The sequence below is a fragment of the Pantoea sp. USMM079 genome (assembly GCF_037153115.1).
GTDB lineage: Bacteria > Pseudomonadota > Gammaproteobacteria > Enterobacterales > Enterobacteriaceae > Pantoea > Pantoea communis.
Genome location: NZ_JBBCKX010000003.1, coordinates 37802 through 52550, shown reverse-complemented (window position 1 = coordinate 52550; position 14749 = coordinate 37802). Strand labels below are relative to the sequence as shown.

The following is a 14749-nucleotide window of genomic DNA, read 5'->3' as shown; positions in this document are numbered from 1 at the left end:
TCACCATGCAGCATCCGCATCACGAAGAAACCACCTTCACGCTGGATAATGTCAGCTTTCGCGTACCTGGACGCACGTTGCTGCAGCCACTTTCACTCACCTTCGCGCCGGGTAAAGTCACGGCGCTGATCGGTCATAACGGCTCTGGCAAATCCACCTTGCTGAAAATGCTGGGTCGGCACCATGCGGCGAGTGAAGGCCGGGTGCTGTTAAATAGCGATGCGGTGGAGAACTGGGGCAGCAAAGATTTTGCGCGGCAGGTGGCGTATTTGCCGCAGCAGTTACCGGCGGCAGAAGGGATGACGGTGCGTGAGTTGGTGGCGATTGGTCGTTATCCGTGGCACGGTGCGCTTGGGCGCTACGGCCAGGAAGATCGCGATCGCGTGGAAGAAGCGATTACGCTGGTGGGACTAAAACCGTTTGCCGGGCGTCTGGTGGACAGTCTGTCAGGCGGCGAACGCCAGCGTGCGTGGTTGGCAATGCTGGTGGCGCAAAATAGCCGCTGCCTGTTGCTGGATGAACCCACTTCCGCACTGGATATTGCGCATCAGGTGGATGTGCTGGCTCTGATTCAACGTCTCAGCCGCGAGCGTGGCTTGACGGTGATTGCTGTACTGCACGACATTAACATGGCTGCGCGCTATTGCGATCGCCTGGTGGCGCTGCGCGGCGGCGAAATGATCGCGGAAGGGGGACCTGAGGTGATCATGCAGGCCGATGTGCTGGGTAATATTTACGGTATTCCGATGGGCATCTTGCCCCATCCACAAGGCGGTGCTCCCGTCAGTTTTGTTTACTGAGGCCTCGCCATGTTCAACATTTCACGCCGTCGCTTGCTGACGGCGCTGGCACTGACGCCACTGATGAACGTTGCCCCATTGCGTGCGGCAACACCCGATCTGCAGCGCATCCTGGCGCTGGAATGGCTACCCGTTGAGCTACTGATGGCGCTCGGTGTATCGCCGCTCGGTGTGGCTGATTTGCGCAACTACAACATCTGGGTTGGCGAGCCGATGCTATCCGCCAGCACCATCGATCTCGGCCTGCGCACCGAACCCAATCTGGAACTGATGACGCAGCTCGAACCTTCCTTAATCCTGCACTCCAACGGCTACGGTCCGGGATTAGATAAACTCGATCGCATCGCGCCGACCATGGGCTTTGATCTGAATAGCGGGGACGGTAAACCGTTAAGTACTGCCCGTAAATCACTGCATGCGCTCGGTGCCCGGCTGGGCCGGGAAGCGCAGGCGGTACAGCATCTGCAATTCCTGGATGAGCAGCTAGCGGCAGCGCGCGAACGTCTCAAACCCTGGGCAGATCGTCCGGTGCTGTTGATGTCATTGATGGACAGCCGTCACGCCATCACGTTTGGCACCAACAGTCTGTTCCTCGAAGTGATGGAAATCCTTGGCCTGAGTAACGCCTGGCAGGGTGAAACCAATTTCTGGGGCAGTGCCGTGGTTGGGCTTGAGCGGTTAGCCGATGTCGGCGATGTGCAGGTGATCTGTTTTGATCACGATAACGATCGTGACATGCAGCAGGTGATGAAAACTGCGCTGTGGCAGGCGCTGCCGTTTATCCGCGCGGGCCGCTTCCAGCGTGTGCCTGCCGTCTGGTATTACGGCGCGACCTATTCAGCGCTGAAATTTGTCCGCGTGCTGGAACACGCGCTGGAGTCGCACTGATGCGCCATCGTCTCTTTCCTGTGATGCTGCTAAGCAGCATGTTTTTACTGGCGCTGGCGCTGACCTTTATCAATCTGCGTGACGCGCTGCCAACGGCGCAGTGGTCACAAGCCTTCTTTGCGCCGGACATCAACATTATCCAACAGGTGGTGTTCCATCACAGCCTGTTATCGCGTCTGGCGCTGGCGCTGTTGGTGGGGGCGGGTCTCGGATTGGCCGGTTTACTGTTTCAGCAGGTGCTGCGCAATCCGCTGGCGGAACCGACCACGTTGGGTGTGTCATCCGGTGCACAGCTCGGTATTACGGTCGCCACGCTCTGGCATTTGCCGGGTGGTGAGCTGACACAGCAATTTGCTGCGATGGCGGGCGCAGTGCTGGTGGGCATCCTGGTATTTGGCGTGGCCTGGGGCAAACGGCTGTCACCCGTGACACTGATCCTCGCCGGGCTGGTCCTGAGCCTGTATGCCGGTTCGGTGAATCAAATCTTTGCCATCTTCAATCATGATCAGCTGCTGAATATGTTCTTGTGGAGCACCGGCACACTGAATCAGATGGATGGGCACAACGTCGCCATGCTGTGGCCGCGTCTGCTGTTGGCTTTTGTCGTGGCGCTGGCATTGCTGCGCCCCTTGACGCTCATGGGGCTTGATGACGGCGTAGCAAAAAATCTCGGTCTGGCACTGTCTGCTGCGCGTGTCGGCGCACTCGCTCTGGCGATTCTGTTAAGTGCGCAATTGGTGAACGTCGCCGGGATTATCGGTTTTATCGGGCTGTTTGCACCACTGCTGGCGAAAATGCTCGGGGGGCGTCGCTTACTCAGCCGTATGCTGCTGGCTCCGCTGATTGGTGCCTTACTGCTGTGGCTGGCCGATCAGTGCGTATTGTGGCTGACCAGCCACTGGCGCGAGGTTTCCACCGGCACAGCGACCGCGTTGATTGGCGTACCGATTCTGCTGTGGCTGTTGCCGCGTTTACGTACCGGCTCGGTTCCACCGGCAATGAATATGGGCGACAAGGTGCCGGCAGAGCGCCAGAAGGTGGTGCTGTGGTGTGGCATTGGCCTTGGGGTGCTGGCGCTGCTGAGCGTTATCGGCATCTCCTTTGGTCGTGATGCACACAGCTGGACGTGGGTGAGTGGTGAGATGCTGCATCAACTGCTGCCGTGGCGTGCACCTCGCGTGCTGGCGGCATTAGTCGTGGGGATGATGCTGGGTGTTGCAGGTGCGTTGATTCAGCGCCTCACTGGCAACCCGATGGCCAGTCCGGAAGTGTTAGGCATCAGTTCCGGCGCGGCCTGTGGTGTGGTTGTGATGATGTTCTTTGTGCCGGGTGACGCCGTGGCGTGGTTGCTGCCCGCTGGCGCATTAGGCGCGGCGCTGACGCTGCTGGTCATTATGCTGGTCGCCAGTCGCGGAGGCTTCTCACCCGAGCGCATGCTGCTGGCGGGCATGGCGCTTAACAGTGCTTTTGTCACCTTGCTGATGGTGTTAATGGCGAGCGGCGATCCGCGTATGGGCGGCCTGCTGAGCTGGATTTCAGGATCGACTTACAACATCAATATGCCGCAGGCAGTGCAAAGCGCCGTGGTGGGTATCGTATTTATTGCGCTCGCGCCACTGGCGAGCCGCTGGCTCACACTGCTGCCGCTGGGTAGTGCGACGGCACGTTCAGCGGGGATGGCATTAACAGGTTCGCGTCTGGCCCTGCTGCTGCTGGCGGCGGCGTTAACGGCCACGGCCACCTTGACCATCGGCCCGTTGAGTTTTGTCGGTTTGATGGCGCCGCATATCGTGCGCATGCTGGGCTTCAGGCGCGCATTACCGCAGGTGTTGATGGCGGGATTATTAGGCGGCGGATTGATGGTGTTTGCAGACTGGTGCGGCAGGATGCTGGCGTTCCCGGATCAGATCCCTGCAGGTTTAATGGCGACCTTCTTTGGCGCGCCGTATTTTATCTGGCTGTTGCGTCGCGCATAAACGCGCAACCTACGTCAATCGGCGCTTACAGGGCAGCTGCGCATAATTGTGCAACCTAACGGAAATGGGTGTATGCGTGTAGCTGAGCATAACGATGCGAACGAACGGCAAGGGTGTCTTTAGGGGAGGTTGTGCCTCAAGGGACAGCCGGGCACATTAATGAAGGGGCGCCATTCCTGGCGCCCGCTAATGGCTTACAGCTTCGCAAAGCTGCGGCGTGCCGCATCAATGGTGCGCTGAATATCTTCCTGGCTGTGTGCCAGCGACATAAAGCCCGCTTCAAAAGCAGAAGGTGCGAGGTAAACACCTTCTTCCAGCATCAGGTGGAAGAAGCGCTTAAAGCGCTCAACGTCGCATTTTGTCACGTCGGCATAGCAGGTTACGCTTTCGGCATCGGTAAAGAAGATACCGAACATGCCGCCAACGTGGTTGATCACCAGCGGAATGTTTTCTGCTTTTGCCGCTGCCAGCAAGCCTTCAGACAGTTGGGTGGTGAGGTCGGTCAGAGTGCTGTGCGTGCCCGGTTGAGCAATCTGCGTCAGGCAAGCAAAACCGGCCGCCATGGCAATCGGGTTACCGGAAAGCGTTCCCGCCTGGTAAACCGGACCCGTTGGTGCCAGTGCAGCCATCACATCACGACGACCACCAAATGCGCCCACCGGCATGCCGCCACCGATGATTTTGCCGAGACAGGTCAGATCCGGCGTGACATCGTAATAAGCCTGAGCACCGCCCAGCGCCACACGGAAGCCGGTCATCACTTCATCGATGATCAGCAGCGCACCAAACTCATCACAGAGTGCACGCAGGCCCGGCAGGAAGTCCGGTTGCGGTGGGATGCAGTTCATATTGCCCGCAACGGGTTCAACGATGATACAGGCGATATCTTCTGGATATTGCTCGAAGGCTTCGCGTACTGAAGCCAGATCGTTGTAAGTGCAGGTCAGGGTGTGTTTAGCGAAATCAGCCGGAACACCCGGTGAGTTCGGTTGGCCCAGGGTCAATGCGCCGGAACCTGCTTTCACCAGCAGACAGTCGGCGTGGCCGTGGTAGCAGCCTTCAAATTTGACGATCTTGTCACGATGGGTAAAGCCACGAGCCAGACGAATCGCGCTCATGGTGGCTTCGGTGCCGGAGTTCACCATGCGCACCATATCCATACTTGGCACCAGCTCACACACCAGCTCGGCCATTTTCACTTCCATTTCGGTTGGGGCACCGAAACTTAAACCACGAGATGCCGCTTCAATCACCGCATTGCGGATATTGGCGTTGTTATGCCCCAGCACCATTGGGCCCCATGAACCGACATAGTCGATGTAGGCTTTGCCATCGGCGTCATACAGATAAGCGCCGTCGGCGCGTTCGATGAACAGCGGCACGCCGCCCACACCGGTAAAAGCACGTACCGGGGAGTTCACACCGCCAGGGATCAGGCGTTGCGCTTCGGCATACAGGTTTTCAGACTTACTCATTGCTCGGCTCCTGCTGTTCTGGAAAAAAATTCTGGCGCCATTCTAAGGGAAGAGTCGCCCGATTAGAAAGGCAAGCGGGTGCGAAAGCCTTTTAAAGCTATACTTTAGCGCAGCGCAGGCGGCACACAGTGTCAAGCGCAGTACTTGATTGCACTGGGCGGCTGGCAGATAATAGTGAAATTAAGGTCGTTTTCTGACCTGGACGTTTACCCGGAGTAAAACATGAGTGACGACGTAGCAGCGCTGCCTTTGCAATTCACTGAAGCAGCAGCGAAAAAAGTGAAAAATTTGATCGCGGATGAAGAGAATCCTGAGCTGAAACTGCGCGTGTACATCACCGGTGGCGGTTGCAGTGGTTTCCAGTACGGTTTTACTTTTGACGATCAAATGAATGACGGCGACATGACCATTGAAAAGCAGGGCGTGGCGCTGGTGGTTGATCCAATGAGCCTGCAGTATCTGGTGGGCGGTTCGGTTGATTATACCGAAGGTCTTGAGGGTTCACGTTTTATCGTGACAAACCCTAACGCGAAAACGACTTGCGGTTGTGGTTCTTCCTTCAGCATCTGATCCCCTTTTCTGACCGCCGTTCTGGCGGTCAGAACGTTACCACTCTACGGTCACTAATCGTGACGACTCACGACGCTTCGCATCGCGCTTTAACACGCTTTCGGTCACGCGCGGCTGTGCACTGAAGTGACGTCCACAATCAATCGATGGCAATGTTTGTTCGCTTTGCCGTGAGATATCGCAGCGGGAAAATATGGTCAACGTGACGGCAATAGAGCCGGTGGAGGTCGCCGCGCCAATTGGCGCAGCCATCGCAAGCCCTATGGCCAGGAGCAGTGCTCTGGTCATTGATAATTCCTGGTGAAGTCAAAAGTTGCGCGTTGCGCAAAAAGGGCACTGAGCATACGTGGCCGCAGTGCCTTGTATTTTGATTTTCGACAATTTTTGCCGAATCTTTAATCTTTTTTGGTGCTATTTTTCGCCGGATGTAAATCTGCACACAGCTGTTTGGCTGCCAGCAGGATACGTGGACCCGGTCGACTCAGCCAGTCATCGTTAATGGCAATCACCGGCACCGTCAGTTGTGGCTGCCAGAATTTCACAATATTCGCGGCTTGCGCACGGTCACCGCCAATCACAATCGCCTCGGGATGGCGCGCCAGCACTTGCTCGCGGCTCACCTGTGGCCAGCTTACGCGACTGTCCGCAAAGATATTTTTACCGCCACATAGCGTGATCACTTCGTTTTGCAGCGTGTTGCGTGAGGCTGTAAACAGCGGCTGCTGGCCGAACTGCAGAAACAGTGGAATTGGCGTGCGCTGTTGATACTGTTTACGCAGATCATCCTCTTGCTGACGTAGTGCCTTTGCGGCAGCTTCTGCCTGCTGAGGTTGTGGACTCCACGGTTTGAGCGCTGCTAACGCATCAATCATCTGATCAATGGTCTGCGGATCAATCCATTCGACTTTAATGCCCAGACGTTGCAGTTGTTCGATCTGCCGCTGCGGATTGCCGCCGCGCCAGGCTAGCACCACATCCGGTTTCAGTTGCAGGATGCGTTCAACGTTGATGCCCTGCCAGTTTGCCACCTGCTCCAGCTGATTGGCCTGCGCCGGGAAATCCGAATAAGCACTCACCGCCACCGGCGTAATGCCCGCTGCGAAAGCCAGTTCAGTGAGATGGGGCGATAGCGTGATAACGCGTGGGGCAGCGGCAAACAGGCTATTGCCGATCAGCAATAGCCCCAGTAGCCAATATTTAGCCACGCGCCAGTTGTGCCAGCAGGTTTTCAACCATCAGCGACGATTGTTTAGCGGCAACAACCAGGAACTCATCAAAGCTCAGGTGGGATTCTTTGTCCGCGACATCGGAAATCGCGCGCACCACCACAAACGGCACCTTGAACTGGTGGCAAACGTGACCGATGGCGGTGGCCTCCATCTCCACGGCGATCGCCAGTGGGAAGGTGGTGCGAATGCGTGCCAGTGGCTCAGCACCGTTGATGAAGGCATCACCGCTGACCACTAAGCCGCGCACCGCGTTGAGATCCAGCTGCTTAATCACCTGCTCTGCAGCGGCGATCAGTTTTTCATCCGCCACAAAGGCTGCCGGGCAACCGGCCATCTGACCCGGTTCGTAACCAAATGCGGTCACGTCGGCATCGTGATAACGCACTTCATCGGAAACCACGATATCGCCCACTTTCAGTGAAGCGGCCAGACCACCCGCAGAGCCGGTATTGATCACCAGGTCGGGTTTGCACAGCTCCAGCAACAGGGTCGTGCCGAGCGCCGCCGCGGTTTTACCAATGCCTGATTTCAGCAGAGCAACCTCAACACCGTTCAGCGTGCCGGTATAAATTTCACAACCAGCCAGCGTCAGCGTCTGACGGTTTTCGATTTTGTCACGCAGCAGGGTGACTTCCTGCTCCATCGCGCCAATAATGCCTGCTTTCATAAAGAATCTCGCTGTAGTTATGGATGTAAAGCTTAAAAGTGAGGCATAGTCTACCATGGCTGGCAGAGGATGAATTCACCAAAAAATAAGGGGTAATGATGGCGCCGATCAATTTCAAAAATAAGATCAGTTTCACCCGCCCTTATACCAGCCGCAAAGATCCAGAGGGCGAATACTTTATTACACGGCACTTTGAGAGTGACCGTGGCCGCATCATCAATTCTGCCGCGATCCGCCGCCTGCAACAAAAGACTCAGGTATTTCCTCTGGAGCGTAATGCAGCGGTGCGTTCACGTTTGACCCACTCGCTGGAAGTGCAGCAAACCGGGCGCTATATCACCAAAGAGATCCTGCAATACCTGAAAACGCAGGGCGGTGGACTGGCAAATTACGGGCTGGATGAGTTTGAAGGCGCGTTTGAGAGTCTGATTGAGATGGCCTGCCTGCTGCATGATGTGGGTAATCCGCCGTTTGGTCACTTTGGTGAAGCCGCGATCAATGACTGGTTTGACGACAATCTGCCTCTAGAACTCGTGGACCCGCTGGTGGCGGGCGTGGCAGATGAGCATCAGCGCACTGATTTTGACCAGCTAAATGCAATGATTCGTCAGGATTTGTGCCACTTCGAAGGCAATGCGCAGGCGATTCGCCTGGTGCATACGCTGCTGCAGCTCAATCTTAGCTATGCGCAGGTGGCCTGTATTTTAAAATACACCGCCCCCGCATGGTGGCAGGGCGATAAGCCGGCAGAATTTAGCGTGCTGATGAAGAAGCCTGGTTTTTATTTGTCCGAGCGTGAATATGTGGCTGACTTACGCGCTGCGACCCATATTAAGGAGCATCATCGCTATCCACTCACCTGGATTATGGAAGCCGCGGACGATATCTCATACTGTATTGCCGATTTAGATGATGCGGTCGAAAAAGACATTTTTGATGTTGAGACCTTGTATAAGTCTCTGCTCAAAGCCTGGGGGACGGTAAATAGTGGTGATGCGTTCAGTCGCACAGTGAGCGAGGCATGGAAAGAAGCCAACCAGAAAAAACGCCGTAGCCTGAGCGATCAATTTTTCATGTCATTACGGGTTAACGTGCAAAATGTGTTGGTTAGCCATGCCGTGCGCCGTTTTGTCGATAATCTCCCGGCTATTTTTGAAGGAAATTTCAATCATGCGCTGCTGGAAGATGACGGTGATGAAGGCCGTCTGTTGAAATTATTTAAAACCGTGGCGCGCCAGCAGGTATTTAATCATCCGGAAGTTGAGCAACTCGAATTACAAGGTTATCGGGTAATAAAAGGGTTGCTGGAAATCTATCAGTCATTAATGTTGCTGGATTATGAACAATTTACTACGCTGATGAACGACGATTTTCTGCCGAAATATCCGATAGAAACGCGACTGTTTCATAAGCTTTCAGGAAAACATCGCAAAGCTTATCAGCAGCAGATGCGTACACTGATTGTCGAGCATAAATATCAACGTTTGTTGTGGGAGCGTTATTACCGTTCGCGCTTGATTCAGGACTATATCAGCGGAATGACAGACAATTATGCGTGGGATGAGTATCGTCGTTTGATGGCCGTGGAATAAGCTGAGTTTTGTAAAGATGAAGAATAAATTTTTACCTTTGCCCAAAACTTTATTAGGAACTTCGCGCTAAAAACTTAATCTCACCATCACGACCACAGCAATGGTCTGGCCGTAAATCTTAGAGAGACACAGACAAATGAAAAAAAGCACATTAATGTTAAGTGCGCTGGCGCTTAGTCTGGGCATGGCATTGAGCCCTGTCAGTTTCGCGGCGGAAAGTGCTTCCTCCTCGAACCAACAGTTGCCAAGCCTGGCGCCGATGCTGGAAAAAGTGATGCCTTCCGTGGTGAGTATTAGCGTTGAAGGCAGCACCACGGTGAAAACCCCGCGCATGCCGCAGCAATTCCAGCAATTCTTTGGTGATAACTCGCCATTCTGCCAGGACGGTTCGCCATTCCAAAGCTCGCCAATGTGCCAGGGCGGCGGTGATGGTAGCCAGGGCGGTGACAACGGCGGCGCCAACACCCAGCAGCAAAAATTCCGTGCACTCGGTTCGGGTGTCGTGATTAATGCCGATAAAGGCTATGTCGTCACCAACAACCATGTGGTAGATAACGCCACCAAAATTCAGGTGCAGCTGAGCGATGGCCGTCGCTATGACGCCAAAGTGATTGGTAAAGATCCGCAGTCTGATATTGCTCTAATTCAACTGCAGGACGCCAAGAACCTGACGGCGATTAAGATCGCTGACTCCGATGACTTACGTGTCGGTGATTACACTGTCGCAATCGGTAACCCGTATGGACTCGGCGAAACGGTGACCTCCGGTATCGTTTCAGCGTTGGGCCGCAGCGGCTTGAACGTCGAGAACTACGAGAACTTCATCCAGACCGATGCCGCCATCAACCGTGGTAACTCTGGTGGTGCGCTGGTGAACCTGAACGGTGAACTGATTGGGATTAACACCGCGATTCTGGCGCCAGACGGTGGCAATATCGGTATCGGCTTTGCTATCCCAAGCGCGATGGTGAAAAACCTGACGGCGCAGATGATCGAGTATGGTCAGGTGAAGCGTGGCGAGCTGGGCATTATGGGTACCGAGCTTAACTCTGAGCTGGCGAAAGCGATGAAAGTCGATGCCCAGCGCGGTGCCTTTGTGAGCCAGGTCCTGCCTAACTCGGCAGCGGCAAAAGCGGGTGTGAAAGCCGGCGATGTTGTGGTGTCGATGAATGGCAAACCGCTGACCAGTTTTGCCGCACTGCGTGCAGAAGTGGGTTCACTGCCAGTGGGCACTAAACTGCAGCTGGGTCTGTTACGTGACGGTAAACCGGTGACGATTACGGTTGAACTGCAGCAGAGCTCGCAGGAAAAAGTGCAGTCCGCCACGATCTACACCGGCATTGAAGGTGCCGACCTGAGCAACATCGACAGCAACGGCCAGAAAGGCGTGCGCGTGGATAATGTGAAGGCAGGTAGTGCTGCAGCGCGTATTGGTCTGAAGAAAGGTGACGTGATTAGGGGCGTTAACCAGCAGGCGATTGCCAACCTTGGTGAACTGCGCAAAATCCTCGACACCAAACCGTCCGTGCTGGCCCTGAACGTGCAGCGTGGCGACAGCAGCCTCTATCTGCTGATGCAGTAAGTCTTAGATAATTGAGTACAGGCGAGCTTCGGCTCGCCTTTTTTGTTTTTGTCTGGCGCAGCTGCGCTCCTGGCTAGCATCAACACCTTTTTAGTGTGGTCCACATTGTGCAGATGTCCGTTTCGCAATGTGACGCCTACCGCAATTCCCGTATTCTCTATCCGGCTATGTGCAGTTGCACAATGCCAGCCGTGCGTGGGATGCGTATTCTGTCAATTCTTCCCTTTCTCTGGAGTGATTGATGGCCACCTATCATCTCGATGCGCGACTGGCTCAGGATATTGTTGCCCGCACCATGCAAATTATTGACAGTAATGTCAACGTGATGGATGCACGCGGCCGCATTATTGGCAGCGGCGATCGTGAGCGTATTGGCGAATTGCACGAAGGTGCGTTGCTGGTGTTATCGCAGGGAAGGGTAGTGGACATTGATGAGGCCGTGGCGAAACATCTGCACGGCGTGCGTCCTGGCATCAACCTGCCATTGCGTATTGATGGTGAGATTGTCGGTGTAATTGGCCTGACCGGCCAGCCGGCAGCGCTGCGTCACTACGGTGAACTGGTGTGTATGACCGCCGAAATGATGCTGGAACAAGCGCGACTGTTGCACATGCTGGCGCAGGATAGCCGTTTGCGCGAAGAGCTGGTGCTGAACCTGATTCGTAGCGATACGCTTTCACCGGCGTTGAGCGAGTGGGCGCAGCGCCTGGGCATCGATCTCAATCAACCGCGCGTGGTGGCGGTGGTGGAAGTCGACAGCGGCCAGCTTGGCGTTGACAGTGCGATGTCGGAATTGCAGCATTTACAAACTCTGCTGACAACGCCGGATCGTGACAACCTGATTGCTATCGTTTCACTCACTGAAATGGTGGTGTTGAAGCCGGCGCTCAATGCCCACGGCCGTTACGATCAAGACGATCACCGCCGTCGCGTGGATCAGTTATTACAGCGTATGAAAGAGAGTGGGCAGGTGCGAATGCGCATCGCGCTGGGTAATTTCTTTACCGGTCCCGGCAGTATTGCGCGTTCCTACCGTACGGCGCGCACCACCATGATGGTGGGTAAACAGCGCATGCCGGAACAGCGCAGTTTCTTCTATCAGGATTTGGTGCTGCCCGTACTGCTGGATAGCCTGCGCGGTGGCTGGCAAGCGAATGAACTGGCGCGCCCGTTGGCGAAACTCAAAGCCAATGATAATAATGGATTATTGCGACGTACGCTGGTGGCGTGGTTCAGTCATAACGTGCAGCCCAGCGCCACGGCACGCGCACTATTTATCCATCGTAATACGCTCGAGTATCGCCTGAACCGCATCTCCGAGCTGACCGGATTAAACCTCGGCAATTTTGACGATCGATTGTTGCTGTATGTGGCGCTGCAACTGGATGAACAGAGCTAACCCTTAGCAGGGCCGGGAGAGGAAGATGCCCCGTTTGAATGTGCGCCTGATCTGGCTGTTGGCCGGCTTGCTGATGACCGCGACCTGTCATGCCAAAGCTGTTTCGCTGGCCTTTTTATCTGGCGAAGAGATGCAACAGACGCGAACTGCGCTGCAAAATCATCAGGCTGCGCCACAGACTGAGCAGGCGTGGCAGCAACTCAAGCAGGCTGCCGATCGCGCGCTTGATCAGCCCAATCCCAGCGTGACGCAGAAAGGGATGTTACCTCCCAGCGGTTCCCGCCATGATTATCTCAGCCTGAGTGCCTACTGGTGGCCGAATCCCGACAAGCCCAATGGCTTGCCATGGGAACGCCGTGATGGTGCGGTCAATCCGGCGAGTAAAAACGACCAAAGCGATGGTGTGCGTCTGGCTCGTTTCACCGCAGACGTGCAGGCATTGGCGCTTGCCTGGTATTTCTCCGGCGAAACCCGTTATGCAGCCAAAGCCCAATCGATGATTCGCAGCTGGTTCATCGATCCCACCACCCGCATGAATCCCAATCTTAATTATGCTCAGGGTGTGCCCGGTAAGGCTGAGGGCCGGCACACCGGTGTGCTGGATGGGCGTTACTTTGCCACGCGCATAGTGGATGCACTGCAGCTACTGCACGATTCGCCCGGCTGGCACCCGCAGGATCAGGCTGCGATACATGCATGGTTTAGCGATTATCTCGGCTGGCTATTGCACAGTCAGTTGGCACAAGGCGAGCGTGATGCACCTAATAACCATGGCAGTTGGTATGCCGCACAGGTGGCGGGCATCGCGTGGTATTTGCATCAACCTCAGGTGATTAAGCAGATGGTGGTTTTAGCTCAGGATAAAATCGCCGGGCAAATTCGTGCGGACGGAACGCAGCCAATGGAACTGGTACGCACACGCTCGTTCCACTATAGCTATTTTAATTTGCAGGCTCTGACCAGCCTCGCGCAACTGGCACAGCGAAGCGGCGCGGGCGATCTTTGGCACTATCAACAGCAGAGCGGTTCATTGTTGAGTGCGCTGAATTATATGGCACCGTTTAGTGATGACAGCAAAACCTGGCCATGGAAAAATCGCGATCGTGTCAGTCTGCGCTTGATTCCACTGCTCTCGCTCACGGATCGCAGCCTGAACAGCGACCGTTTTCAGCCCTGGATTCATCGCGCGATCGAAACGCAATCGACGGCCCCTATCAGCCCAGCAGCGCGCGGTGCGGAAAGAGAAGCGCTGCGTGATCTGTGGTTGTTATCGCGCCCACCCACGTATCGGTGAGGGGAAAGTTATAGCCGAGGCTGTGTGCTGTTAAGCATTAGATTCATCGACGCCCTGTGCGCCGCATCGGCATCGCCGATCATGATCGCTTCATAAATCTTGCGGTGTTCGTCCAAAAAAATATCCTGCGCGCTGGAAGGCCAGGTAAAAAAGCATTTAAAGATGGTTTCCAGCAAATTACCGAACGGGATGTAAAAACAGTTGTCGGTAGAGTGAAAGATCAGGCGATGAAAGGCACTGTCTGCCTCCAGCCAGCGAGCAAGATCGAATTTACTCGCAGCGCAAACAGCGATCATTTCGCGAAATAACAGAGAAAGTTCGGTGCGTTGTGCCTGCGTAGCGTGTAGCGCAGCCAGTCTGGCAGCCTGCGGTTCGATAGCCTCACGGAAGTCCAGAAACTGTTGATACATTTCTGCCGTAGATTCGATGCCCTGCATCCATTCCAGCAGTTGCACATCAAGCAGATTCCAGTATGTGCGATCGCGTACATGCGTGCCGAGTTTGGGACGCGATTCTATTAATCCCTTCGAAGAGAGGAGTTTGAGCGCCTCACGCACGGCAGTTCGGCTGACGCCAAAGTGGCTGCACAACTCGACTTCGCTGGGCAGAACATCACCAGCCTTTAGCGTTCCAGAGAGAATTTTTTGCGCGAGGTCACCGGCGATATGAACATCCAGACCGCGCTGTCCTGAGGTGATGGCTGCAAATTGCATGGTTTTTGTGATACCTGAAGTCAGACATAACCCGATACTAGCCAGGGATTATGAATTCAGATAGGTGAAAAAGGACCAGATAAAACTGAATTAAGGCAAAAAAAAGGCCAGCATAAGCTGGCCCTGGGAACGCGGGGGAGGAAATTAACGACCGTTGCGGGTCAGTTGATCCAGATCGGATTCAATTTCAGCGATCTTATTGGATACCACGTTTTCCAGATGACGCAGATCCGCAAGGATTTTGCGTTTCAGATCGACTTCCACCTGATCGCGCTGGCAAATCTGGTCCAGTTCGTCGATCACGTAACGCAGGTTCGGGCTGATTTCCTGTACTTCTTTATAGCCCTGGCTGGTGTGATCGGCGACGACAGTTTTGCGCTGACGCGGGTATTTGAATTTCACGCTTTTGGCGAAGAATTCACCTTTGTCTTTGCGGAAGTAGATTTTCAGAATGTCGTTGCTGGCTTCCTGACGCAGGCTGTAACGGTCGATGTCTTCAGGAGAGCTGATACCTAAGCTTTTCAGGTTGTCGTACATAGCGTTTATATTCCATCTAAGAGTGGG

At 54.9% G+C, this 14749-nt stretch carries 14 protein-coding genes; 8 read left to right on the top strand and 6 right to left on the bottom strand.

From position 1 onward, the window contains the following. Positions 1 to 5: 5 nt before the first annotated feature. From fhuC to fhuB, 3 genes are read left to right on the top strand one after another with little or no spacing between them, the layout of a single operon-like run. Positions 6 to 800: a Fe3+-hydroxamate ABC transporter ATP-binding protein FhuC gene (fhuC, locus tag WFP70_RS06875; RefSeq protein ID WP_034829533.1), complete on the top strand. Its 795-nt coding sequence runs from the start codon at positions 6 to 8 to the stop codon at positions 798 to 800. A gap of 9 nt (positions 801 to 809) precedes the next feature. Further along, entirely contained in the window at positions 810 to 1688 is an 879-nt protein-coding gene (gene fhuD, locus WFP70_RS06870) for a Fe(3+)-hydroxamate ABC transporter substrate-binding protein FhuD (RefSeq protein WP_337023058.1), read from the top strand. Beyond that, the gene (gene fhuB, locus WFP70_RS06865; RefSeq protein ID WP_337023057.1) at positions 1688 to 3664 is read left to right on the top strand and encodes a Fe(3+)-hydroxamate ABC transporter permease FhuB; all 1977 of its coding nucleotides are present in this window, start codon (positions 1688 to 1690) and stop codon (positions 3662 to 3664) included. The genes fhuD and fhuB overlap by 1 nt, the downstream gene beginning before the upstream one ends. A gap of 194 nt (positions 3665 to 3858) precedes the next feature. Here fhuB and hemL read toward each other — a convergent pair whose 3' ends face one another. Continuing rightward, positions 3859 to 5139, bottom strand: coding sequence for a glutamate-1-semialdehyde 2,1-aminomutase (gene hemL, locus WFP70_RS06860; RefSeq protein WP_097118383.1), 1281 nt, complete (start codon positions 5137 to 5139; stop codon positions 3859 to 3861). A gap of 222 nt (positions 5140 to 5361) precedes the next feature. Between hemL and erpA the strand changes: the two genes are divergently transcribed. Beyond that, the gene (gene erpA / locus WFP70_RS06855; RefSeq protein ID WP_034829523.1) at positions 5362 to 5709 is read left to right on the top strand and encodes an iron-sulfur cluster insertion protein ErpA; all 348 of its coding nucleotides are present in this window, start codon (positions 5362 to 5364) and stop codon (positions 5707 to 5709) included. Between the two features lie 36 nt (positions 5710 to 5745). On the opposite strand, the gene WFP70_RS06850 is transcribed toward erpA, so the two are convergent. From WFP70_RS06850 to mtnN, 3 genes are all read right to left on the bottom strand, one after another. Further along, the gene (locus WFP70_RS06850; RefSeq protein WP_034829521.1) at positions 5746 to 5997 is read right to left on the bottom strand and encodes a hypothetical protein; all 252 of its coding nucleotides are present in this window, start codon (positions 5995 to 5997) and stop codon (positions 5746 to 5748) included. A gap of 107 nt (positions 5998 to 6104) precedes the next feature. Continuing rightward, the gene (gene btuF / locus WFP70_RS06845) at positions 6105 to 6914 is read right to left on the bottom strand and encodes a vitamin B12 ABC transporter substrate-binding protein BtuF (protein ID WP_337023056.1); all 810 of its coding nucleotides are present in this window, start codon (positions 6912 to 6914) and stop codon (positions 6105 to 6107) included. Further along, positions 6907 to 7605: a 5'-methylthioadenosine/S-adenosylhomocysteine nucleosidase gene (mtnN, locus tag WFP70_RS06840; RefSeq protein WP_166934113.1), complete on the bottom strand. Its 699-nt coding sequence runs from the start codon at positions 7603 to 7605 to the stop codon at positions 6907 to 6909. Before mtnN ends, btuF begins: the two co-directional genes overlap by 8 nt. A gap of 98 nt (positions 7606 to 7703) precedes the next feature. Between mtnN and dgt the strand changes: the two genes are divergently transcribed. From dgt to WFP70_RS06820, 4 genes are all read left to right on the top strand, one after another. Further along, entirely contained in the window at positions 7704 to 9197 is a 1494-nt protein-coding gene (gene dgt / locus WFP70_RS06835) for a dGTPase (RefSeq protein WP_337023055.1), read from the top strand. A gap of 136 nt (positions 9198 to 9333) precedes the next feature. Continuing rightward, on the top strand, positions 9334 to 10779 hold the full coding sequence (degP, locus tag WFP70_RS06830) for a serine endoprotease DegP (protein ID WP_034829511.1): 1446 nt from the start codon (positions 9334 to 9336) through the stop codon (positions 10777 to 10779). Positions 10780 to 11020: 241 nt separating this feature from the next. Then, positions 11021 to 12178 carry a CdaR family transcriptional regulator gene (locus WFP70_RS06825; RefSeq protein ID WP_034829508.1) on the top strand — a complete coding sequence of 386 codons (1158 nt, stop codon included), beginning with the start codon at positions 11021 to 11023 and terminating at the stop codon, positions 12176 to 12178. A gap of 25 nt (positions 12179 to 12203) precedes the next feature. Next, complete coding sequence (locus tag WFP70_RS06820) at positions 12204 to 13472, top strand: alginate lyase family protein (protein WP_337023054.1); 1269 nt, start codon at positions 12204 to 12206, stop codon at positions 13470 to 13472. Positions 13473 to 13480: 8 nt separating this feature from the next. Here the strand turns inward: WFP70_RS06820 and WFP70_RS06815 are convergent, their stop codons facing one another. After that, positions 13481 to 14185 carry a FadR/GntR family transcriptional regulator gene (locus tag WFP70_RS06815; protein WP_034829503.1) on the bottom strand — a complete coding sequence of 235 codons (705 nt, stop codon included), beginning with the start codon at positions 14183 to 14185 and terminating at the stop codon, positions 13481 to 13483. Between the two features lie 144 nt (positions 14186 to 14329). Continuing rightward, the gene (locus tag WFP70_RS06810; RefSeq protein WP_034829501.1) at positions 14330 to 14722 is read right to left on the bottom strand and encodes a DUF3461 family protein; all 393 of its coding nucleotides are present in this window, start codon (positions 14720 to 14722) and stop codon (positions 14330 to 14332) included. Positions 14723 to 14749: the final 27 nt, after the last annotated feature.